General features: G+C 60.8%; 17 protein-coding genes. 10 read left to right on the forward strand and 7 right to left on the reverse strand.

The annotated features are described in order from the left end of the window. Positions 1-591: 591 nt before the first annotated feature. On the forward strand, positions 592-1782 hold the full coding sequence (gene fdhA / locus QWJ46_RS27085) for a formaldehyde dehydrogenase, glutathione-independent (RefSeq protein WP_064695160.1): 1191 nt from the start codon (positions 592-594) through the stop codon (positions 1780-1782). A gap of 101 nt (positions 1783-1883) precedes the next feature. On the opposite strand, the gene QWJ46_RS27090 is transcribed toward fdhA, so the two are convergent. Beyond that, a complete protein-coding gene (locus QWJ46_RS27090) occupies positions 1884-2690 on the reverse strand; it encodes a transporter substrate-binding domain-containing protein (protein WP_302755234.1) in 807 nt (268 codons plus the stop codon). A gap of 87 nt (positions 2691-2777) precedes the next feature. Between QWJ46_RS27090 and QWJ46_RS27095 the strand changes: the two genes are divergently transcribed. Both QWJ46_RS27095 and QWJ46_RS27100 read left to right on the forward strand, forming a co-directional pair. Continuing rightward, the gene (locus tag QWJ46_RS27095) at positions 2778-5180 is read left to right on the forward strand and encodes a bifunctional diguanylate cyclase/phosphodiesterase (RefSeq protein WP_302755237.1); all 2403 of its coding nucleotides are present in this window, start codon (positions 2778-2780) and stop codon (positions 5178-5180) included. A 124-nt stretch (positions 5181-5304) separates the two neighbouring features. Then, complete coding sequence (locus tag QWJ46_RS27100) at positions 5305-5889, forward strand: cysteine hydrolase family protein (protein ID WP_302755239.1); 585 nt, start codon at positions 5305-5307, stop codon at positions 5887-5889. A 33-nt stretch (positions 5890-5922) separates the two neighbouring features. On the opposite strand, the gene QWJ46_RS27105 is transcribed toward QWJ46_RS27100, so the two are convergent. Both QWJ46_RS27105 and QWJ46_RS27110 read right to left on the reverse strand, forming a co-directional pair. Further along, a complete protein-coding gene (locus tag QWJ46_RS27105; RefSeq protein ID WP_302755242.1) occupies positions 5923-6273 on the reverse strand; it encodes a hypothetical protein in 351 nt (116 codons plus the stop codon). A gap of 83 nt (positions 6274-6356) precedes the next feature. Then, entirely contained in the window at positions 6357-7613 is a 1257-nt protein-coding gene (locus QWJ46_RS27110) for a DUF4010 domain-containing protein (RefSeq protein ID WP_302755245.1), read from the reverse strand. A 240-nt stretch (positions 7614-7853) separates the two neighbouring features. Between QWJ46_RS27110 and QWJ46_RS27115 the strand changes: the two genes are divergently transcribed. Continuing rightward, positions 7854-8225 carry a hypothetical protein gene (locus QWJ46_RS27115; RefSeq protein ID WP_302755247.1) on the forward strand — a complete coding sequence of 124 codons (372 nt, stop codon included), beginning with the start codon at positions 7854-7856 and terminating at the stop codon, positions 8223-8225. Positions 8226-8237: 12 nt separating this feature from the next. On the opposite strand, the gene QWJ46_RS27120 is transcribed toward QWJ46_RS27115, so the two are convergent. From QWJ46_RS27120 to QWJ46_RS27130, 3 genes are all read right to left on the reverse strand, one after another. Then, complete coding sequence (locus QWJ46_RS27120; RefSeq protein WP_302755248.1) at positions 8238-8537, reverse strand: hypothetical protein; 300 nt, start codon at positions 8535-8537, stop codon at positions 8238-8240. Positions 8538-8626: 89 nt separating this feature from the next. Continuing rightward, positions 8627-8872 carry a hypothetical protein gene (locus tag QWJ46_RS31305; RefSeq protein WP_368046102.1) on the reverse strand — a complete coding sequence of 82 codons (246 nt, stop codon included), beginning with the start codon at positions 8870-8872 and terminating at the stop codon, positions 8627-8629. A gap of 267 nt (positions 8873-9139) precedes the next feature. Continuing rightward, positions 9140-10207 (reverse strand): ABC transporter ATP-binding protein, encoded by a 1068-nt coding sequence (locus tag QWJ46_RS27130; protein ID WP_302755250.1) that lies wholly within the window; start codon positions 10205-10207, stop codon positions 9140-9142. 339 nt (positions 10208-10546) lie between these two features. On the opposite strand from QWJ46_RS27130, the gene QWJ46_RS27135 reads away from it, so the two are divergent. The 6 genes from QWJ46_RS27135 (at position 10547) to QWJ46_RS27160 (ending at position 16865) form a co-directional block, all read left to right on the forward strand. Then, positions 10547-12187 carry an extracellular solute-binding protein gene (locus QWJ46_RS27135; RefSeq protein WP_302755253.1) on the forward strand — a complete coding sequence of 547 codons (1641 nt, stop codon included), beginning with the start codon at positions 10547-10549 and terminating at the stop codon, positions 12185-12187. Between the two features lie 72 nt (positions 12188-12259). Next, positions 12260-13378, forward strand: a complete 1119-nt coding sequence (locus tag QWJ46_RS27140; protein WP_302755255.1) for a carbohydrate ABC transporter permease — start codon at positions 12260-12262, stop codon at positions 13376-13378. After that, the gene (locus QWJ46_RS27145) at positions 13378-14289 is read left to right on the forward strand and encodes a carbohydrate ABC transporter permease (RefSeq protein WP_302755256.1); all 912 of its coding nucleotides are present in this window, start codon (positions 13378-13380) and stop codon (positions 14287-14289) included. Before QWJ46_RS27140 ends, QWJ46_RS27145 begins: the two co-directional genes overlap by 1 nt. Before the next feature lie 17 nt (positions 14290-14306). Then, the gene (locus tag QWJ46_RS27150; protein WP_302755258.1) at positions 14307-15356 is read left to right on the forward strand and encodes a LacI family DNA-binding transcriptional regulator; all 1050 of its coding nucleotides are present in this window, start codon (positions 14307-14309) and stop codon (positions 15354-15356) included. Positions 15357-15480: 124 nt separating this feature from the next. Further along, on the forward strand, positions 15481-15942 hold the full coding sequence (locus QWJ46_RS27155) for an RbsD/FucU family protein (protein WP_302755261.1): 462 nt from the start codon (positions 15481-15483) through the stop codon (positions 15940-15942). Continuing rightward, a complete protein-coding gene (locus tag QWJ46_RS27160) occupies positions 15939-16865 on the forward strand; it encodes a ribokinase (protein ID WP_302755262.1) in 927 nt (308 codons plus the stop codon). Before QWJ46_RS27155 ends, QWJ46_RS27160 begins: the two co-directional genes overlap by 4 nt. 41 nt (positions 16866-16906) lie before the next feature. On the opposite strand, the gene QWJ46_RS27165 is transcribed toward QWJ46_RS27160, so the two are convergent. Continuing rightward, the coding region (locus QWJ46_RS27165) for a hypothetical protein (protein WP_302755265.1) at positions 16907-17102 on the reverse strand (196 nt) is incomplete at its 5' end.

Consider the following 17102-nt stretch of genomic DNA (forward strand, 5'->3'; position numbering starts at 1 on the left):
GTTTAACGGGGGGAAGCCCGACAGCTGCGATAACATCATCCGGAGCGATCCGGAAAACTGCCGCATTCGCGAGATCAATCTGTCGTCCCCCGCCGAAAGTGATTACGGCTTTGCCGCCCTGTCGCCTGGAGGTGCACCTATGTCGTTTTTTTGTGCGCCGTTTTCGGTCAGGCGTGGTTTGCTGGTCATGTTCACGGCGCTGCCTCGTAAGCTGGCGACATGAACGATGCGAAGTCGGCCGCCGCCGGCGCGCTGCCCCGCAGCGGTAGAAGAACTGAAGTCCTGAAAGCGGTCCTCGGATTGACATCCGGAGACCTCGAGACGGATCGAAAGGAGGTTCTGGAGCCCGAAACCAGCTCTGTGCGCAGCAGATCTCCGGATTGCGGCGGGCGATGACGAGCGGAACGACAGGCCAGACCTTTCGTGTTCACTCTCTCCTCGATTCAGCCTGTCCCCGCCGATCTGCGAAATTTCGAAATATCGCCCGTGCGGCGATCTGAATGCCGGACTGCAGAGGAGGCAGGCCGGAGGAATAGTTGTCGTCGACTGCATCGGTTGCAGCTCGAGGCATTCAACACATGGGAGGAATCCATGAGCAAGAATAGAGGCGTCGTTTATTTGAGGCCGGGCAAGGTCGAAGTTCGCGACATCGACGACCCGAAGCTGGAAGCGCCCGATGGCCGCCGTATCGAGCACGGCGTGATCCTGAAGGTTATCTCCACCAATATCTGCGGCTCCGACCAGCACATGGTCCGTGGCCGGACGACGGCGATGCCGGGCCTGGTTCTCGGTCATGAGATCACCGGCGAGATCATCGAGAAAGGCGTTGACGTCGAGATGCTCGACATCGGCGACATCGTCTCGGTACCCTTCAACGTCGCCTGCGGCCGCTGCCGCTGCTGCAAATCTCAGGATACCGGCGTCTGCCTGACAGTAAACCCGGCCCGCGCCGGCGGCGCTTACGGCTATGTCGACATGGGCGGCTGGATCGGCGGGCAGGCACGCTACGTCACCATTCCCTATGCCGATTTCAACCTGCTGAAAATTCCGGATCGGGATAAGGCGATGGCGAAGATCCGCGATCTCACCATGCTTTCCGACATTCTGCCCACCGGCTTTCATGGCGCAGTGCGCGCAGGCGTCGGGGTCGGCTCGACCGTCTATGTCGCCGGCGCCGGTCCTGTCGGGTTAGCGGCTGCGGCTTCGGCTCGCATCCTCGGTGCCGCCGTCGTCATGATCGGCGATTTCAACAAGGATCGCCTGGCGCATGCCGCGAAGGTCGGTTTCGAACCCATCGATCTCTCCAAGAGCGATCGTCTCGGCGACATGATTGCCGAGGTCGTCGGCAGCAACGAGGTTGACAGCGCCATCGACGCGGTCGGCTTCGAGGCGCGCGGCCATTCCGGCGGGGAACAGCCGGCGATCGTGCTCAACCAGATGATGGAGATCACCCGCGCCGCAGGCTCGATCGGCATCCCCGGCCTTTACGTGACCGAGGATCCGGGCGCCGTCGACAATGCCGCCAAGCACGGCAATCTCTCGCTTCGCTTCGGTCTCGGCTGGGCAAAGGCGCAGTCCTTCCACACCGGCCAGACGCCGGTGCTGAAATATAATCGCCAGCTCATGCAGGCGATCCTCCACGACCGGTTGCCGATCGCCGATATCGTCAACGCCAAGGTCATCCCGCTCGACGATGCGGCCGCCGGCTACGAAAGTTTCGACCATGGCGCGGCAACGAAATATGTCCTCGATCCGCACGGAGAGGTCGCGAAAGCCGCCTGACCCCACGGACTGAAGACAAGATTTACGGCGCCGCGCCTGTTTTCGCAGGCGCGGCGCCGTAACAGTTTGAACCGATCGATCACCAGAGGTTTACGGCAAAACTACTGGATGCTGAACGGGAAATACTTGGCGTTGATCATGTCATAGGTCCCGTCGGTCTTGATGGCCTTCAGAGCCTCGTTCAGGCGCGCAAGACGCTCCTTGTCATCCAGGCGCAACGCGATCCCGGCGCCTTCGCCGAAATAGGTGACGTCGACCAGATCCGGTCCCTTGAACTCGCAGCAGGTTCCCGCCTTCGTGTTGGCGATCCAGTCATAAATGGCAAGCTTATCCTCGAGGATAATGTCGACGCGCCCGTCCGACAGACCTTTGTATAATTCCGGCGAAGACCGGAAAACCGTCTTTTTCATCTCCGGATAGAGATGGTTGGCATAGGATTCCTGCGCCGTGGAAGATGTCACGCCGAGCTTTTTGCCGCTGAGGGCGGCAGGGCTGACGTCGTTGATCGGCGAGTCCTTGCGGGCGATGAACACCGACGGGCTGGTGTAATATTGCTCGGTAAAAGCGACTTTCTGGCGGCGCTCCAGGCTCATCGACATGGACGAGATGATCGCGTCGTATTTGCCGGCGACGAGATCGGGGATCATGTCATCCCACTTTTCGATGATGAACTGGCATTCGAATTTGCCGGCTTCGCAAAGGGCATTGGCGATATCGATGTCAAAGCCTTGCAGCTGGTTATTTGCATCAAGGTAATTGAAGGGCGGAAATGCACCTTCGACGGCAACTCTCAGAGGCGTGCGCTCTTGCGCAGCCAGCTGCAGCGGCGAGGCGGCGGCGAGAAGGAGGCCCAATCCGCCCGCCATCAGCGCTCCGCGCAGTATAGTCTGAATGGATAGGCGCAACATCGTCGGAAACTCCTTGTGGCGTAGTCTCCGCCATAGTGCGCCCCAGCCTTTAATTCTACGTGAACGCTTCTTTGTTAACGTCCACGAATGCGCCCGTGTCGTGGTGGGTTCAGGGGTTTAGGCTTGCACATCGTTGTCCCTTCCAGCTCCAATACGTTTCAGCAATCCTGGATCGCTTCGGGGAGAATTCTATTCCTGATCGCGGTCAGCGGGCTCGGAGCGATCGGACTGGTCGTGCTTTCCGCACTCTGGGCGGGAACCGAGAGCGATGCGGCAGCCCTCGATCGACAGCGACAGCTTGTCAATGCGCGCCTCAGGGAACAGGTCGATCAAGTCGCGCATGTCATCGGCCAATTCGGTAATGGCTACCTCTCCGGCGTTTATCCGGCCTCCCGGGCAGCCGGAATTTCCTCCAGCCTCGATACCGTTCTTACGGCGGCGGCCGGGAGTGCGATCAGCCACACTGCGATGTCGGCCTTCGGCTATGATCAGGCCTTCGTTGTCGATGACAAGGCGCAGCTGATCATGCTGACCGACGCCGAAACCGAAAAGCGCTATCGCTGGATGAGACCGCTCTTTCTGCCTCTCCTGAAAGACGCTCGCCTGACGGCGAACCAGGGCACCGTTTCCAGCGAACGGGCCCCATCATCATTGGAAAACCGAGCGGCCAACACCGCCCGCTCGAACCATGCACTGGCCAATCTGATGCGGCTCGAAGGTCGGCCGACGATCGTCGGCGTCGTTGCCGTCAACGAAGCCGCCGAGGGGCAGCCGCAGCCGATGCGGCAATTCCTGATCGTCGTGCGGTTTCTCGATGGCGCAGCGCTCGACGAGTTGAGCCGGCAACAAGGCCTGAACGGCGCGCGCTTCGCGCGCACGGCCGACGCTGACGAAAACGAGGTTGCGTTCCAGATCGACGCAACGGCAAACGGCGAACCGATCGGCTTTATCGTATGGCGGCCTGATCTTCCTGGTTCGAGGGTGATCGGCCGCCTGATGCCGGCGCTTTCGATTGCCGCCCTGGTGATCGCGGTCCTGTTTTCGGTTCTGCTCGTGCGCCTGCGAAGCAGTCTCGGCGAATTGAAGAAAAGCGAGCTGCACGCCAGGCAGCTCGCCTTGCACGACGTGCTGACCGGCCTTCCCAACCGTGCCTTGTTCGCGATGCGGTTCGAGGAGTGCCTGGCCGATACGCGCAATTCCAGCGAGCGCTCAGCAGTGGCGCTTCTTGACCTAGACCGCTTCAAGGCGGTGAACGACACTTTCGGCCATGCTGCCGGCGACGAGCTCATCAGGCTGGCTGCGGAGAGGATCCGCGCGTTGCTTCGTCCGAGCGACACGCTCGCCCGACTTGGCGGGGACGAGTTTGCCCTGCTTCTCCGGAACATCAGAGATGATCAACTCTTACCGTCCATCTGCGAAGCGATCGTTGCCGAACTCGGCAAACCCTTCCCGCTTTTGAGGGGCGAAGCGGTCGCCCGGGTCGGCGGCTCGATCGGCGTCACCGTCGTGCCGGATGCCGGGCGCAATGCCGACGATCTCATGCGTTACGCCGATGTCGCGCTCTATGAGGCTAAGGTGGGCGGAAGAGGTCAGTGGCGCGTCTACTCGCCATCCATGGATGGCGGCAGGAATGCGCGCGACGTCCTCAAGAACGAATTGCGGGATGTTCTGGCGAAGAGTGCGGCCTCGTCCGCCGGCGCTCCACAACCCAGTCCGATCGGCAACAGACCGGACTTCGGGTCGCTCGAGGTCTACTACCAGACGGTGCATCGCGCCGCGGGCGGATACTCCGCGTCTGGCGCGGAGGCTCTCGTGCGCTGGCATCATGGTCAGCGCGGGCTGTTGACGCCTGCCAGCTTCATCCCTGCGGCCGAGGAAGGTGGCCTCATCGACGCCCTCGGTCTCTGGGTGCTGCGCGAAGCCTGCAGGGCTGCCTGCAAGTGGCCTGTAGACACCTTTGTGGCCGTGAATGTGTCTCCCTCCCAGCTGAGAAGGCCCAACTTCGCCGAGGAGGTCTTCGCCGTGCTTGAAGAGACCGGCTTGCCGCCGTCCCGACTGGAGCTCGAACTCACCGAGTCCTCGCTGATCGAGGATAGCTCGGATGTCTATTCGGTACTAAAATCGCTGCGCGGTCACGGAGTTCAGATTTCGCTGGATGATTTTGGAACCGGCTTTTCGTGCCTCAGCCACCTGGTCCGCTTCGACATAGACCGCATCAAGATCGATCGTTCCTTCGTCTCCCAGCTGGGCGCAAAAGCCAACGGCGCTGCCATCATCGGCGCCATCGTCACTCTCAGCCGCAACCTCGGGATTTCGACGACGGCCGAAGGGGTCGAAACCGAATATCAAAGGGACTTTCTGGCCGCCCTCGGCTGCACCGACCTTCAGGGCTACTTCTTCTCCAAACCGGTTCCGCTTCGCGAACTCGAGTGCTTCGGCAAATCCGAAAGCGGCGTCGCACGGACGATCGCTCCAGGAGCCATTGCCTGAGCACCGTTTGATCTTTCGGCGATCAGGAACTTTCGTCCCGGGCAGCGGTTGACGCCCCAGAGCCTTTCCTCGTCAGATTGAAGCATTCTGACCAGGAAAGGCTCTGGGACGAACGGAGGATGTGATGGGCGAGATCGGCGAGTGGCGGCACCTTTGCGTCGACATGCAGCGGATGTTTGCCGAAGACACGCCATGGCACGTTCCATGGATGGCCCGGATCTCCCCTCAGATCGAGGAACTCGCCGGCCGCTATCCGTCCCGAACGATCTTCACCCGTTTCGTGCCGCCCCAGCATGCGGATGCGATGCCGGGAAAATGGCGCGACTATTACCGGAAATGGTGGATGATGACGGGTGAGCATCTTCCGCATGGCCTCGTCGAGCTGACTTCCTCGCTCGCCTCGCATGTTCCGCCGGCAAGATATTTCGACAAACGCACCTATTCCCCCTGGATCGACGGCCGCCTTCATACGATCCTTCAATCGGAACGGGTCGACACCCTTGTAATTACCGGTGGGGAAACGGACGTCTGCGTGCTCGCCGCGACGCTCGGCGCCATCGATCTCGGCTATCGTGTCATCATGCTGAAGGACGCCGTCTTCAGCAGCGCCGACGACACCTATGACGCATCGCTGGAACTTCTGCACGACCGCTTTTCCGTGCAGCTGGAGCTCATGGAGACCGTTGAATTCTTGAGGGGCCTTGGCTGAGAAGCCGTTCCGGCGATCTTTTATTGATATGCATCAAGGCTGGTCTTTCCGCGCCGGCATAAGCTCTCCGGGCAGCTTGCCCGAGGAGCCCGGCAGCGCTTCCTGCGGCAGGTTTGCGAGATCAACCGGTCCGGGGGGTAAGCAATGTCTTTGAAGCTGATCAGTGGAATGATGAAGTCGTCCGGCGAGGAAGCCCTGCTGGTCATGGATGCGGGCGGCACGAACCAGATGGTCGTTATCGACAGGGAGGCCCTTCTTGAGGTTGCCCAGCCGCCGCGTTGCGACGAAAGCCGGCTTCAGGAAAATATCGATCTTTTCAGCCGGATTGCCTGCGCGAAATTCGATCGCGGCGATATCGAGCGCGATGGGCGCATCAGAATTCATGCCGCTGGCACTCATAGGAAGTGGCGCGTCAGATCCGGCGCGATCGAGCGCCAGGCACCGGCGCCAACGACGAGATCAGCCGCTTACGTCAGGAACGAGCCGGCGGCGCCGGCGAGCACCGCGATGCCGCTCACGATGGCGAGCCGAACCGCATAGCCAAGGCTTCCCGCGCTTGCTGCAAGCCCTGTTTTTGCAAGAAGATTGGCAAAAGCAGCGACCGCTATGGTTTGTGCAGCCGCATCCGCCGGCACGTTCGGGAGCTTCGCGATCGAAAGCGTTATCGCATCGAGATCGCCCAGCCCCGTGATGAAGGCGACCACCGCCAGCGACTGCGTTCCGAAGAATTCCAAAGCCGCCCGCGTCACGATGGTGACAGCGGCAAGAAGAAGAGCAAAGCGTAGGACGACGATCACCTCCAGCGGATTTTTCGGTGAAAAGTCGGGACTGTCACCGGCGCGCGGCGACAAGCCGGCCAAGCCACCGCCGATGGCAAGCGCCGCCGCACCCGGGCCGAGCAATGCCGCAAGCTCCTCCAGCACCGCCGGTGCGATGACACCGCAAATCAAAAGCACCCGGCTCAGGGATACCGCCCCCGCCATCATCGCTCCGGCTGAAAGCAGCGGCGAGAGGGCGGGCGTCTGCTTGGACTGTCGGGCAAAGGAAAGGGTCAAGGCCGTGGAGGAAACGATACCCCCACAGGCGCCCGTCAGGAGCAGTCCGGCTCTGGCGTCGGTGAGCCGGATCATCACATAGCCCACAAATGAAACCGCTCCCACGAATATGGTCAGCATCCACAGCTCGAAGGGGTTGATCATTTGCCAGGGATCGACCGCCTCATTGGGAAGAATTGGAAGAATGACGACGGTCATCGTCAGCAAGATCAGGGCGGCTCTCAATTCGAGCCAGGTCAGTTTCCGCAGAAATCCGTGCAGTGGCTCCCGCGCCGCCAGAAGTGCCGTCATGGCGACCGCGCTCGCCGCGATCGTCGTCATATCTGCAACGACGGCTCCGAAACCGAGCGCAAACACCGTGATCGCGGCAATGGCGCCGGTTGCGCTGTAGTCACCCTCCCGCAGCGCCTGCATGCGGCTGAAGACAAGGATCGTGATGCAAAAGAATACGAAAATGGCCGTCGGCAGGATCGGCCCGGCAATAGGTTGCAGGAAGCCGCAAAAGCCGCCGAGGAAACTCGAGAGGCCATAGGTGCGGATACCGGCCACTCTCTTGCCCGGCGGGGCCTCGCGTTCTTGCCATCCACGTTCGATGCCGACGAGTATGCCGATCGCAAGCGCAAGACTGAGGCGCTGGAATGCATCCGCCATCACCAATGAAGTCACCATCCGAAGGTCCAGTTTTTGCCGGCGCCGCCTCCCGGAGGTCTTCCGCCCGATATGCCGTGACGAGCATGCATTTCCATCTCCCTGTTCCTGGAAGCCATCCACAGCCATGCGGCCTGGTCATTGCGATTGCTCAATCACCCCATCTGATCGTGCCGTTGCAGTGAGCAGAGTCCGCTTGATGCAGATCAACGAGATCTTTCGCCGCGACGATAATCTTGAAGGAGACGAGAGGAGTCCGCCATGGTCGATAACGCGCTTCTGATACCGGAGCAGGCGCTGCCTGCTTCTGCAAGAAATCTTTTCCTCGCGGCCTGCAGACTGAACATCGAGGCGTCGCGGACGATGCTGCGTTGTCAGATCGAGTTACTGACTTCATTCCGGCACCGGCTTCAACTCTACCAGATCTTCCTGGACGACCTCACCGAAAGTGCCGAACTGAACGATACGTTCGAGGTCGTGGCCGACTTTGCGCAGAATGCCTTTGCCGAGGCGCCTCGAGAGACCGCGCGACTGGCCGGGATCTCCTCGAAAATGGGGGTGGTCTCCGCAAAGGTGGTGCGCAAGCTGGCGGATGAGCCGGTCAAAGACCTGGGCGCTCGAACCTGCGCTTGAGGCGTCCGGCAGTCAGCCCGCTCTCTCGTCTTCTGCTTTTTCCAGGGCTGCGTTCAACAGTTGGAGCGCGAACTCCTCTGCAGCCTTTTCGTCATCCGCGCAAAGCTTCAATGGGCCGCACCGCTCTTTCAGATTACGGATAAGTCTCCGGCGAAGCCTGGGGACCAGGCGCGATTCCGTTTTGGCGAGAAGCTCCTGCAAACAGGTGACGGCAACCGCTTCGAACATGAGAAGCTTGCCTTCGACTTCACCTTGCGAAGGAATGGGCGACCGCTCGCCGCCCCGTTTGAAGTCTCGTTCCGTCGACAGCATTTGCGGCCTCCTAACCGATGACGGGCCCCGCACCTCTCCGAACTGCGCGATCGAGACGTCACGGCCTCGCCTGTCAATCGAGAAGCAGCCTACAGGGCAGAAATCGAAACCGCTTCATCGACATGGCCATCAGGACGGTACTCAGCATCCTCAGCGTTCATCAGTTCGACGAAGATCTCAAAACCGCAATCGACTTCTGCAGCGCCCATGGCGCGCATTTGAATGCGCTGGTGATCTCGTTGGGAACTGCGCCAACGATTATAACACCATCTCTTCTGTTTGGATTGACGAACGCCAGCGCGAAATCGACGTTCTGTGCCAGAAACAGACGACATCAAGACTGCTATCGACCAAAGCAAGATCTCCGAAGTCCGGGACGTCTACACGGAATTTGCATGGGCCGACGAAGATATTGCCGAGGGCGCTCTATGCCGACGTCGTCCTAGTCGACGGCGAAGCTGCGCGGCCTGACAATATCCGGACAAGGATGCCAAAGAAGATGTGCGGACATTCGGCAAGGATCGGAACCTCCCTCGGGCTGAGCGAACCGACTTCCCACCGGTCCGGGTGCTTCTGCATGTCGGCCGGCACCAAGCGGCTCCTCAATCCCGCCGCAGCGTTTTACCGGACTCCGCATCGAACAGATGAAGCTTGCCCGGCCGGGCAGCGATCGTGACGGCCTGTCCCGGCTCGAAATCGTGACGTTCGGACAGCACGGCGACAAGCTCGCCGGATCCGTAGCGCAGAAATACCATCGTCTCGTGGCCGGTGGGTTCGGTGACGTTGACGGTCGTCTTCAAGCCGCTCGGAGCGAGTGACAGATGTTCGGGCCGCACGCCCAGGCGCACGGCCTGGCCATCGGACGCCTCCGGCGTGAAGCCGAGCGCAATCTCATCGCCAGTCTCCGTGACGAAGACCGCACCCTCGGCCTTATAGCGACCTTTCATCAGGTTCATCGACGGCGAGCCGATGAAGGTGGCCACGAATGTGTTGCGGGGCCGATCGTAGAGCTCCAGGGGCGTTCCGGTCTGTTCGATCCTGCCGCCCTGCATGACGACGATCTTGTCGGCCATGGTCATCGCTTCGACCTGGTCATGGGTGACGTAAATCGTCGTGGTTCTCAGTCTTTGGTGGAGTTCCTTGATCTCCTTGCGCATCTGCACGCGCAGCTTGGCGTCGAGGTTCGACAGGGGCTCGTCGAACAGGAAAACCTGCGGCGACCGGACAATGGCTCGTCCCATCGCCACGCGCTGCCGCTGGCCACCCGAAAGCTGGCGCGGATAGCGGTCGAGATAGGGCACGAGGTCGAGTGTTTCGGCCGCCGCCTGCAGGCGCTGCTTGATGACATCGGCCGGCTGCTTCTGCAGGCGCAGCGCGAAGACCATGTTCTCGGCAACGGTCTTGTGCGGATAGAGCGCATAGCTCTGGAAGACCATCGCAATATCGCGGTCCTTGGGCGGCAGATTGTTGACGATCTTTCCGCCGATCGAGATGGTGCCGCCGGTAATGCTCTCGAGGCCTGCGACCATGCGCAGCAGGGTCGACTTGCCACAACCGGACGGGCCGACGAGCACCACGAACTCGCCATCGCGAATGTCTATATCGACCCCATGCAGGATATTTAAGGCGCCGTAGGCCTTCCGCGCCTCTGAAATATTGACCTCAGCCATATGCCTCCCACTCGCTTTCCGGTCACCCCCGGCACACATTCCAGGGGATGAATCTCTCGACGGTATCCAGAGCATGAGGCACAGCGAAAGCGCGCTCTGCCACGACCCGAAATACCTTCAAAGCCTCCTCCATGAAACGTTTCATTTTTTATTGACTTTTTCCGCTTCCCGTCTGATGCTCAATGATGAGACCGAGAGGAGCGGTTTCAAACAAGAATTATGAAACGTTTCATTTTCTTGTTTACCAGATAGTTCTGCACGAGACCAGTCCCAAATTCGGGCCGGAGCCTATCCGGAACACTGGCTGGCGGCAGCGCACCAAACGTGGAGGAGGAAGACATGAAAGTCGAAATTTACGATGCATTGATGCGCCGTCAGGCAAGTCGCCGCGACGTTTTGCGCGGAACGGCAAGTGCGGCGGCCCTGCTCGGCCTGTCCGGCGCGATGGGCGGAATTGCTGGCACAGCATTCGCCGCCGATGATCTGCGCGCCCAGATCCTGCAAATCCCGGGCGTCGGCAAGGGATCGCCGACGGACGCGGACTGGCAGAAAGTCGGCGAGCTCTGCCTCGGACCGACCAAGGCCAATGTCAAGCAGGGCGAGTTCGCCGGTGTCGAGCTGACCTTCATGGGGCTCAATAACCAGAACTTGCACAACTTCCTGTTCCGCGGCTTCCTGAAGCCTTGGGAAGCCTATACCGGAGCCAAGATCAACTGGATCGACCTTGCCCAGGCCGATTACAACGCCCGCCTTCAGCAGTCGATCGCAACCGGTACTGTCGATTTCGACATCCTTGAAATGGGCGCGCCTTTCGAAGGCGACACCGCCGGACGCGGGCTTCTCGACGAGATGCCTGATTGGGCTGCAAAGCAGGTCGAAGCCGACGACCTGGTGAGCTACCTGAAGCCACCGGTTGGCACCTGGGACGGCAAGACCTATCGTGTCACGATCGACGGCGATTGCCACACCTTCGCCTATCGCAAGGACTACTTCGGCGAAGGCTCGATCAGCGGCATGGCCGAGCCGCCGAAGACCTGGCAGGACGTCAACGCAGCGTCCAAGGCGCTGGTCGGCAAGACCGATCCGCTGACCAGCCAGCCGGCCTACGGCTATCTCGACCCGCTCAAGGGCTGGGGCGGCTTCGGCTTCTATTTCATCGAGAACCGGGCGACGGCCTATGCCAAATATCCGGGCGACCCGGCCTGGCTGTTCGATCCCGACAACATGAAGCCGCTGGTCAACAACCCCGCCTGGGTCCAGGCGATCCAGGACGTGCTGGATCTGATCGCGGCCAAGGCCTATCCGGCCGACCAGATCAATGCGGACCCCGGCACCACCGCCTTCTCGCAGTTCCTGGCGGGCACCGGCGCCATGCTGATGTGGTGGGGCGACGTCGGCTCCAGCGCGCGCACCTCGGATACGTCGGTCGTCGGCGACGTGGTCGGTTTCGGCATCAACCGCGGCTCCAACCGCGTCTACAATCGCAAGTCCGGGCAATGGGAAGACAAGTATAACGAAGCGCCCAACATGGCCTACCTCGGCTGGGGCATCTACGTCACCAAGCGGGTCTCCAGCGACGAGAAAAAACGCAAGGCGGCGTGGTCTGCTGCAGCCCATCTCGGCGGCAAGGATCTTTCCCTTTGGACATCGGCCTATCCGTCCGGCTTCCAGCCCTATCGTCAGTCGCACTTCAACTATGACGAATGGGAAAAGGCAGGTTACGATCGCGCCTACATCGAGGACTATCTGGGCTCGAACGCCGACAGCTACAACCATCCGAACGCTGCGATCGAGCCGCGCATCCCCGGCATCTTCCAATACTACTCCGTTGCGGAGGACGAATTGGCGAAGGGCTTTGCCGGACAATACAAGTCGGCACAGGAAACCGCGGATGCGATTGCCGCCGCCTGGGAAAAGATCACCGACCAGATCGGCCGTGATAGCCAGCTGAAGCTCTATCGGACGAGCCTCGGGCTCTGATCGATTTGACATAACGCGCTGGCGGGCTGAAAGGCTCCGCCAGCGCCCATCCTGTCCGGGCGAGGAATATCAATGTCGACAGTTGAAGGCGACCTGCTCCACACGGTCGAAGCCGGCTCCATTTCCGTGAGCCGTCGTTTCTGGGGCCGCGCGGCTCTGTGGCTGAGCGCCATATGGTTCATGGCAGCCTTTGTATTGCAGGCTGTCCACGAACTTGGCTGGACCGATTGGGGCTTTGCCAACTGGCGGCCGGTTCTCTACGCCTATTTCATCTGGGCCGCGGTTCTCTGCGTCACCCGCGTCGTCATCTACGGCGAGGCCGGCAAGAAGGCGCTCTTTGTTCTGCCGGCGGCGCTTTTCGTCGTATCGATGGTGGTTTTCCCGCTGCTCTTTGCGCTCTGGATCGGCTTTTCCGACTGGAACCTCGCCTCTTCTGCCGGGCGGCGCTTCAATGGGCTCGACAATGTGCGCCGGATGATCGCCGATCCGTTTTATGCCAACGCCTTGCTCAACATGATCCTTTATTGCCTTGCGATTGTCGTGGAATATGCGATCGCCTTCGGCCTCGCGCTGCTCCTCAACCAGGAAATCATTGCCCGGAAGTTCTGGCGGGTCACCTTCCTTGTGCCCTTGATGCTGTCGCCGGTCGCGGTGAGCTGGATGGTCGGCAAGTCGATGCTGGAGACCCGTTTCGGCCCGATCGCGCGCTTGGCCCGCTGGCTCGGCTGGGAAAATCCCTCCTTTTTCGGCGATCCGCTGACGGCGCGCCTTTGGATCATGATCATGGATGCCTGGACTTTCATTCCCTTCATGATGATCATGCTGCTCGCCGGATTGCAGGCCTTGTCTCGGGAGGTGCTGGAGGCGGCCGAAGTCGACGGCGCCACCAAATGGCAGCGCTTCTGGCAGGTGATTTTCCCGCTCATGCTGCCGGTGTCGGTCACGGCAGTGATGATCCGCATCATCTTCAAGCTCAAGCTCGCCGACATCATCATCACCGTGACATCGGGAGGTCCCGGAGGAGCGACGGATTCCGTCACCAGTTTCATCTACCGCGAATATCGTGATCGCTCGAATGTCGGATACGGAACCCTGCTCGCGCTCGTCTATCTGGTGATCATCGTCGTCGGCATGACCGCGCTGATGAAGATCTCCGACCGCATCGTCAAGCGGATGACAGGAAGGCTCTGATGGTTCGCATCGATTTCGAAAAATACGGACGGGGCCAACGCATTCGCTGGTGGGCCATGCGTTTGGCCGTTTACGGCCTGCTCGTCATCTGGGCTTGTGTCTGCATCTTCCCGCTGTTCTGGACGGTTTCGACCTCATTCAAGACAGCCGCAGATGTCATGCGCGGCAATCTGATCCCGTGGTTCAATTTCGCGCCCAACTGGCTCGGCTGGCGCTCGCTCGGCCTCTCTCCCGATACGATTCCCCAGATCTCGACCGTGCGTGACGAGTTCATGCGCAGGCTCTGGAACAGCGTCATCATCTCCGTCACGGCATCCGCTCTTGCGGTTGTGCTCGGATCGCTCGCCGCCTACGGCCTCAGCCGCTTCTCCTACAAATTCGGCCATATGCGCAATTCCGACATTTCCTTCTTCTTCCTGTCGCAGCTGATTATGCCACCCGTCGTCCTCGCCCTGCCATTCCTGGTTCTCTACAAGGAACTGGCGCTGCTCGACACCTATGCCGGCATGATCGCCGTTTATACGCTGATGGTTCTGCCGATCGTCGTCTGGATCATGCGTGACCAGTTCGCCACCATACCGGTCGAGCTCGAGGAGGCCGCGCTGGTCGACGGCCTGTCGATTTGGGGTGCGTTTGCCCGCATCATCGTGCCGCTCGTTCTGCCGGGCATGGTTGCCGCCTTCCTTTTGGCGCTGATCCTGTGCTGGAATGAATATTTCTTCGCCGCGCTGCTGACCTCCACCAACACCAACACGCTGCCGGTGATGATCGCCAGCCAGACAGGCAGCCAGGGCATCAACTGGTGGTCGATGGCCGCCCTTTCCACCGCCGGTATCCTTCCGCTGGTCGTCGTCGGCGTCGTGTTGGAAAAGCACATCATCGCCGGGATGACCGCAGGAGCGGTGAAATAGCCGCGGGACGTTTGAACATGGCAAAGATGCCCACAGTCAAGGATGTCGCCGAATATGCGGGCGTCTCCGTGGGCACCGTTTCGCGTGTTCTGTCGGGCGAAGCCGCGGTCAAACCCATGCTGCGTGAAAGGGTCAACGACGCCATTTCGGCGCTCGGTTACCGGCCGAACGTGACTGCACGAGCCTTGCGCACCAGCAGAACCGACGTCATCGGCCTCGTCGTTCCCGATATCACCAATCCTTTTTTTGCGCAGCTTGCGGCAAGCATCGAGCGCGCGGCGCTCGAATGCGGTCACAGCCTGATGCTGGCAAGCTCGCATAACGATAGCGAGGCGGAGCAGAGCCATGTTTCGGCTTTTCTCGACCGATCGGTGCGCGGCATCATCGTGGTGGCTTCGAGCGACGGTTCTGGTCTCGATCTGCCAGCCTCGGTGCCGGTCATATCGCTGGACCGACGTTTCGGCATCTTTCCCCTGGTGTCGACCAACCATGCGCAGGCGGCCACACTGATTGCCGATCATCTCTATGGGCTGGGGCACCGGCGCATCGCCTATATTGCCGGGCCGACCGACACCGAAGCGGGGCGCATCCGCAAAGAGGCCTTTGTCAGCCGCATGGACGGCTTCGGCAAGACCGGCGAGCCTGTCGAACTGGAAATCGCCCATGGCAGATTCGACTACGAATCCGGCGAAAGAATTGCCCGTGAGCTGCTTTCGCGCCCGCCACAAAGCCGGCCGACGGCGATCGCTGCCGCCAGCGACCAGCAGGCGATCGGCGCGTTACGTGCCGCCCGCGACCTCAAGATCGACGTGCCGCGAAAACTGTCCGTCACGGGTTTCGACGACATTTCGCTTGCCAATCTCGTGGTGCCGCGGCTGACAACCATCCGCCAGCCGGCCGACATGCTGGCGCGGCGCGCGGTCAGCCTTCTCCTGGAGGAACCGCCGGGCAAGGGGGACGAAATGGTGGATGGATCGCTGATCGTGCGTGGTTCGAGCGGCCCGTGCCCGCAACCCGGCGCACCGGCCCGAAAACCGGAATCGATTCTCGGAAAGCCCGATGCGTAGATCCAAAGAGCGGGAGCGTCCTTTGTGCGTCCGAAAGGGCGCGCGGCACTCCAGGGCGGATGTCGCCAGACACAGAAATTGAAGCACGGCCGGGCGTACCGGCGAGAGAAAGGATGGAAGATCAATGCTCAAGGGAATCCGGGCCGAACTCAACGGCGACATTCTTCAGGCACTTTGCAACATGGGACATGGCGATTATCTCGTCATCTCCGACATGAATTTTCCATCGGATTCGATAGCCCGCCAAACGCGCCTGGGTAGACTGCTGACCATGGAAAACATTCCCGCGCCGCAGGCGGTCGACGCGGTCCTTTCGGTCCTGCCTTTGGACACGCCGATCCAGCCGTCGGTTGGCCGCATGGAAGTGATCGGCAAGCCGGATGAAATCCCGCCGATCCAACAGGAAGTACAGTCGATTGTCGACCGGGCCGAAGGCAAGCCGTCGCCGATGTATCCCGTCGAACGCATGGCGTTCTACGACATCGCCAAAAAGGCCTATTGCGTGATCGCAACCGGGGAACTGCGGTTCTATGGATGCTTCCTTTTGACCAAGGGCGTCATTCCAGCGGAAGAGGCCGTGCGATGAGCGAGAGAAGCGGGATCGTCATCTTAGGCATTTTCGCCGCCGACACCGCCTATAAGGCAGGGCGCCTGCCCCATATCGCCGAGACGCTGATGGGGTCGGGTTTCACGCTCGGGCCGGGAGGCAAAGGCTCCAACCAGGCGATTGCCGCGGCAAAGGCCGGCGGCAAGGTGACTTTCATTTCACGGGTGGGCAACGACGCGTTCGGCGCGATGGCCCTTGCGGCCTATGCGGAGGCTGGCGTCAAAGCCAATGTGATGAAGATGGAAGGCGTTTCCACGGGCGCCGCCTTCATCTTCGTCGACGAGGTGAGCGGCGACAACGCCATCATCGTGGTGCCGGGCGCCGCGGGGCTGATCGGCATCGAAGATGTCGAAGCGAACCGGGCGGCGATCGAAAGTGCCGCCATCTTCATGACACAGCTCGAACAACCGCTGGACGCGGCCTTGCACGGCCTGTCGATCGCCAAGAGGGCAGGGGCCACGACGATCTTCAACCCGGCGCCGGCCAGCGCCATCCCGCACAGCATCTATGGCCTGTGCGATTTCATCGTTCCCAATGAAGTCGAAGCAGCGGAATTGGTGGGCCATGCGATCGAAACCGATGAGCAGGCACGTGCAGCGGCACACACGCTGGTCGATCGGGGCGCGAAAGCAGCGGTCATCACGCTCGGCGCCCGCGGCGCGTTCTATCACACAGCCGGGCAGAGCGAATTCGTGCCCGCATTTTCGGCGGGAAATGTCGTTGACACAACCGGGGCCGGCGACGCCTTCCTCGGCGGGTTCGCGACGGCGATTTCGGAAGGCCGGGCGCCAACCGAGGCCGTCCGCTTTGGCTGCGCGACCGCCGCAATCGCGGTAACACGGCCGGGCACGGCTCCCGCCATGCCTTCTCGCGCCGAGATCACCGCGTTGCTGGGCTCCTGATGATTGAATACCGCAGAGGAATTGGGCGAGGCGTGTCAGCCTCACCATTTCCTGAAACCATCAAGCAAGTCTTTGGCGCGGCTGGAAAAATCTTTGGTTCCATAATGCTGATTACGCCAGATTCGCCTGTAAGGGCGGTACATTCTATCTCGAACTGCAACAAAGGCGCTAAGCTGCCTGCTTTTCGGGAGCCATGGTTTGATCCGTACCTTTTCGCATTTGAGTTTTGACGAACGC

It is taken from the genome of Rhizobium sp. CBN3 (assembly GCF_030518245.1).
Taxonomy (GTDB): domain Bacteria; phylum Pseudomonadota; class Alphaproteobacteria; order Rhizobiales; family Rhizobiaceae; genus Rhizobium; species Rhizobium aethiopicum_A.